Origin of the sequence: Photorhabdus kayaii, assembly GCF_025384895.1 — a bacterium.
Taxonomy (GTDB): Bacteria; Pseudomonadota; Gammaproteobacteria; order Enterobacterales; family Enterobacteriaceae; genus Photorhabdus; species Photorhabdus kayaii.
In genome coordinates this window covers 1-4,819 of sequence record NZ_JAJAFZ010000125.1, presented here as the reverse complement: position 1 = coordinate 4,819, position 4,819 = coordinate 1, and the positions used below count along the sequence as shown (strand labels likewise).

General features: G+C 35.5%; 2 protein-coding genes and 1 pseudogene. 1 reads left to right on the top strand and 2 read right to left on the bottom strand.

Annotation, left to right across the window (positions count from 1 at the left end):
- Window positions 1-382 precede the first annotated feature (382 nt).
- The gene (locus LGZ98_RS22900; RefSeq protein ID WP_113041890.1) at window positions 383-1,687 is read left to right on the top strand and encodes an NAD(P)/FAD-dependent oxidoreductase; all 1,305 of its coding nucleotides are present in this window, start codon (window positions 383-385) and stop codon (window positions 1,685-1,687) included.
- A gap of 86 nt (window positions 1,688-1,773) precedes the next feature.
- On the opposite strand, the gene LGZ98_RS22895 is transcribed toward LGZ98_RS22900, so the two are convergent.
- A complete protein-coding gene (locus LGZ98_RS22895) occupies window positions 1,774-3,450 on the bottom strand; it encodes a S8 family peptidase (protein ID WP_113041889.1) in 1,677 nt (558 codons plus the stop codon).
- Between the two features lie 270 nt (window positions 3,451-3,720).
- Window positions 3,721-3,961: pseudogene (locus LGZ98_RS22890) on the bottom strand (transposase); the annotation flags it as partial.
- Window positions 3,962-4,819 lie beyond the last annotated feature (858 nt).

Below are 4,819 nucleotides of genomic sequence, written 5' to 3'. Positions count from 1 at the left end.
ACTAAATAAATGACTTTTAATGTTGATGGTGCGGGAAAATATCCCACTTTTTGTATACATAGCATGGTCATATTCCTAAAATTTCATTGATATCAGGTTCTTTAAGGCATCTTTTTTGATGCATATTTTATTTCCTATGTAAATAAGAAAATGAAATAAATAAGAGCCGAATCCAACCAACTGAAAATAAATTGACAAATTTTGTGATTGATGTTTATTTATTCAAAAGAATTTGATGTTGTTCAATTTTGGTATGACCCACCAACCAGTCATGATATTCTGTAATTATCACATCGGTTATTTATATAAAACTAAATGTTATTTAAAGGTATTATTTTACTGCCCTTAAATAACATTTGGTTTACATTTTAGTGGAGTAGTCATGACAACACCAAAGAAGAGAATTGTTATCATTGGTGGAGGTGCCGGTGGTTTGGAACTGGCAACCAGTCTGGGGCATAAGTTGGGTCGTAAGAAGAAAGCAGAAATTGTGCTGGTGGATCGTAATCAAAGTCATTTATGGAAGCCGTTATTACATGAAGTGGCAACAGGCTCCCTTGACGATGGGGTTGATGCGTTGAGTTATCTGGCTCATGCCCGTAACCACTATTTCAGTTTCCAATTAGGGACGTTAACTGATATTCACCGTGATAGCAGAAAAATTACTTTGACTGAGATCAGGGATGAATATAACGAAGTATTGGTTCCTGAACGTGAATTGAGCTATGACATTCTAGTTATGGCCTTGGGAAGTACATCTAATGATTTTAATACACAAGGTGTGAAAGAGCATTGTATCTTCCTGGATAACCCACAACAGGCTCACCGTTTCCATAATGAAATGTTGAATCTGTTTCTTAAGTATTCTGCAAACTGTGGTCAGCAAGATAAGGTTAATATTGCTATCGTTGGCGGTGGTGCGACAGGTGTTGAGTTATCAGCGGAATTGCACAATGCGGTAAAACAGCTTAACAGTTATGGTTTTGAAGGGCTGAGTTCAGAAGCATTGAACGTGACGCTAGTCGAAGCAGGGGAGCGAATTTTGCCTGCATTGCCGGCACGTATTTCTGCTGCGGCACATCAGGAACTCACAAAACTTGGCGTTCATGTATTAACCAAAACTATGGTGACCAGCGCTGATGAACGTGGATTGAGTACTAAAGAAGGTGAGCTGATTAAAGCTGATCTCATGGTATGGGCTGCCGGTATCAAAGTACCTGATTTTATGAAAGATATTGCCGGTCTTGAAACTAACCGGATTAATCAGCTAGTGGTAAAGCCAACTCTGCAAACGACACTTGATGATCATATTTTTGCTATTGGTGATTGTGCATCATGCTCGAAGAAGGAAGGTGGTTTTGTTCCACCAAGGGCACAGGCGGCTCATCAAATGGCTAGCTGCTGTTACAGTAATATTATTGCCTTGTTGCATGATAAACCGTTAAAAGAGTATACCTATAAGGATCATGGCTCATTGGTATCATTGTCTAAATTCAGTACGGTGGGTAGTTTGATGGGCAATTTGATGCGTGGTTCAATGATGATCGAAGGGCGTATAGCTCGTGCTGTCTATATCTCTTTATATCGTATGCATCAGGTGGCTCTACATGGTTATATTAAAACTGGCTTGATGATGCTTGTTGGCGGAATTAACCGTGTTATCCGTCCACGATTAAAACTGCATTAATTATTTAATTGATATAAGGCCATCCGTAGAATAACGGGTGGCCCTGATAAAGCATCACGACTTTAATCTGAAGTCATTTACCTTAATTAAGAAAACAGACGATCAATTAATTTGAAAGCATTTGCGACATTTGGTCTCGTACCGATTCCTTGTGGTTCTCCTATTATAAAACCGCTACTTCTAACCAGTGTTGCTATTTGAGTGCTATTAAGATATTTATGATATTTTAATTTAACATAGGATTGAATAAGCGCTAATGCACCTGCAACTAAAGGTGTAGCGCTGGATGTGCCATTATAACTGCGAGTATAATTTCTATTATTTCCTGGTAGGTACTGTAAGTTTGTATACCCAGTAGTTGTGACGTTCTCACCCCAGGAATTTAAACTGGTGTGAAGATTATGATTGGAAAAGCCTAACCTGTGTCCATTAATTGATGTACAGGCACCGATCATAATACCACCAGGATCGCCATAATTAGGGAAAGTGAAGTCATAGGCTAAATTAAGACCACTATTACCAGAAGCGAAAATAATTATTGCCCCTGCATCAGCACAGCTTTTTATTTTTTGCCAATTAGATTTGAGGTAGGTGAAAGGATAATATCTATTATTGGCTACAGTTTGAATATTTAAACTAATAATATCTCCTGGTAAAAAGCTATATATTATTCTATTAAAATCATCGACGTCATAAAAACGGAATTGACATTCGTGAGCAATACCCGTCACACCGAATTTATTATCTTTTGCAGCAATACAGCCGGTGGCTGCTGTGCCGTGATTACAATCTTGTGTTTCTGGGCGGCTATTGATAACCGTAATATTACCAACTAAATCTTCATGGTTTCTATAAACGCCAAAATCAAGATGGTGTACAGTGACGCCTTTGCCTTTATAACCTTCATCCCAGACCTTCCTAATATTCATACCGCTGTGTTCGTCTAAATATCCCTGTAGATGTGAAAAATCAGGTGTAACGATATGAGTAGTATCAAATTCAGGAATTATTGTTTCCTCTTCGGACAGAAGTAAAGGCGGTGGCGGTAGCTCTTTCAACATCGGCGTAAGAGAGCAAAATTCGACATAATCCAGTTTCTCCAGTTCATTGGCTAACTTGATTAAATCAGCATGATTAATATCAGCATCTATCTTGTAGAGGTGAATTAACTTACTGAATTCTGGTGTTTTCCAGGTTTTCTTATCTAAATCTTCTTGATTAAAAACAGGTTTTATCTCTATTGCGTGTTGAGATGAATTAAAAGCAGATAATAAATTATCTTTTTCTATTTCAAATTTTTTTAGTCCATCAGGGGAAAACATAATCTCAAGGTTATATTTCAAATTCTTGTCTGGGATATCATTGTTTCCTTTTAAAGAGATAATGTTTTCTTTGGAAGGTATCTGTTTCGGTGGTATGTGGTTAATGTTGATATTATCAGTTTTGTCTTTATCTATCTCATCGATTTTTTTATCGATATCAAACAGAAAGTCTGATTCTTTTATTTCTATATTTTCTGGTGTAAGCGTAGCAATTGTTTTACCGTCTTTTTTAATGGTAGTTTCTATTGTATAATTTGCGGGTTTAAGTGAAGTCAAACAGATGAGTTGATTATCTTCACTATAACGTTCGTATATCTCTTTTGTGTTTGAATTGGTTACGGTGTATTTTATTCCTGTATCGTTACTAATTTCACCGTGACATTTAAGATACAAATTACCGTCAAATTTTGCAGATTGAAAATACTCAAGGGATATGGACATTTTCATTCTCCTCTTTAGTTAATTTCCTCCTCAGTATAACTATAGTTGAGTATTTTAAATTATTATTATTCCTTAGTCCATTGTTCTGTTAGAGAGTAACTGGGTTATCTATACTAATTATTACTGAATGTGATTTATAAATTAATTTATAATTTCTTTGGTGAGGAAGTTATTTTTATTAAAATAAAAAGTGGGTTTTTATTAGGATGGGTAAGTTTGAATGACCTTGTTAATAGCATGGGATATATTCACATAGTAAGTGCAACATTGTTACTCTGGAAGTAAATATATCTGTATTCCTTTAAATAATTCATTGGGTGTTTTACCGCCCCGAGTTTTTCAGGGGCGATTACTTAATCGGTTTACCACAAAATCTATTTCCTGCTCAGAGATTTCATTAAAATTGGTTCCCTTTGGAAAGTATTGCTTGATTGACCCATTGATATTTTCATTGGTCCCTTCTTTCCCAAGGTGAATTAGGGTGAGAAAAGTAAATTTGCGCCTCTAATTTAGTTCATGCTCTGCAAACTCCAAACATCGTATCATCTTCCCAATTGCCACTACGTTCAACTCTCCAATTACGGAGAATGACGCTAACAAATCATGCTATTTATCCCATATAATTATGAAGAATTTAGGTTAAGTGATCTTATGGCAGAGTGAGCAGCAAATAAAAAGCAAGATTGGCATGGATAAATCCTCCCTGGAGATCTTTGTCTCATTAGGCTTCATGATTTTTTCCAATCTGTGAGTTAATTACGGAGCAATAGCACTGGATTTATTTTTACTTGAGATAGTTTATTTAACCAAAATCGATATGGGCAGTCTAACTAGACATCAAGTCTGGTAATAGAGAAATTAGCTGCATAATTACCACCAACACTTGCTATCTGATGGTTATTTCCCAATCCGCAATAGTATAGCGTCAGTTCTGCCAACTGAGCTAAAAGTCATCATCTAACCTAATCATAAAAGGTCATGTCTTATCAAAAATTAACGATACCTATCATATTTCAAGTTATTCAATACTGAAATAAATCATTATAAATGTGATAAGAATCACATAATAAAAATAAAACAATAAAATTTATTTGAAATTATTAATGCTGGTTATTAAATGATTAATATTAATCTATTTTTTATACAATCTTGTCACAAAATAATCACATTGGCCTGTTTTTTGCCTTTCAATATAACCCCTTGTTTTTGCTGCTATCTTAACCAACCCCCTATTTTAGTTGCCCGGTTGATAATCAACCCTAAACATTGATCACTAAGCTAAATTTGTGGTTAATACTGCTTCGGCATTGTGGAATAGAAAGTCAATGAAAAGCAGTATTTTAGTATTTGTGGTTTTTTGTAGCGTGGC

Bases quoted from the DNA above. Each gene is read 5' to 3' on its own strand.
- LGZ98_RS22900 (WP_113041890.1), top strand. From the start codon at position 383: ATGACAACACCAAAGAAGAGAATTGTTATCATTGGTGGAGGTGCCGGT.
- LGZ98_RS22895 (WP_113041889.1), bottom strand. From the start codon at position 3,450: ATGTCCATATCCCTTGAGTATTTTCAATCTGCAAAATTTGACGGTAAT.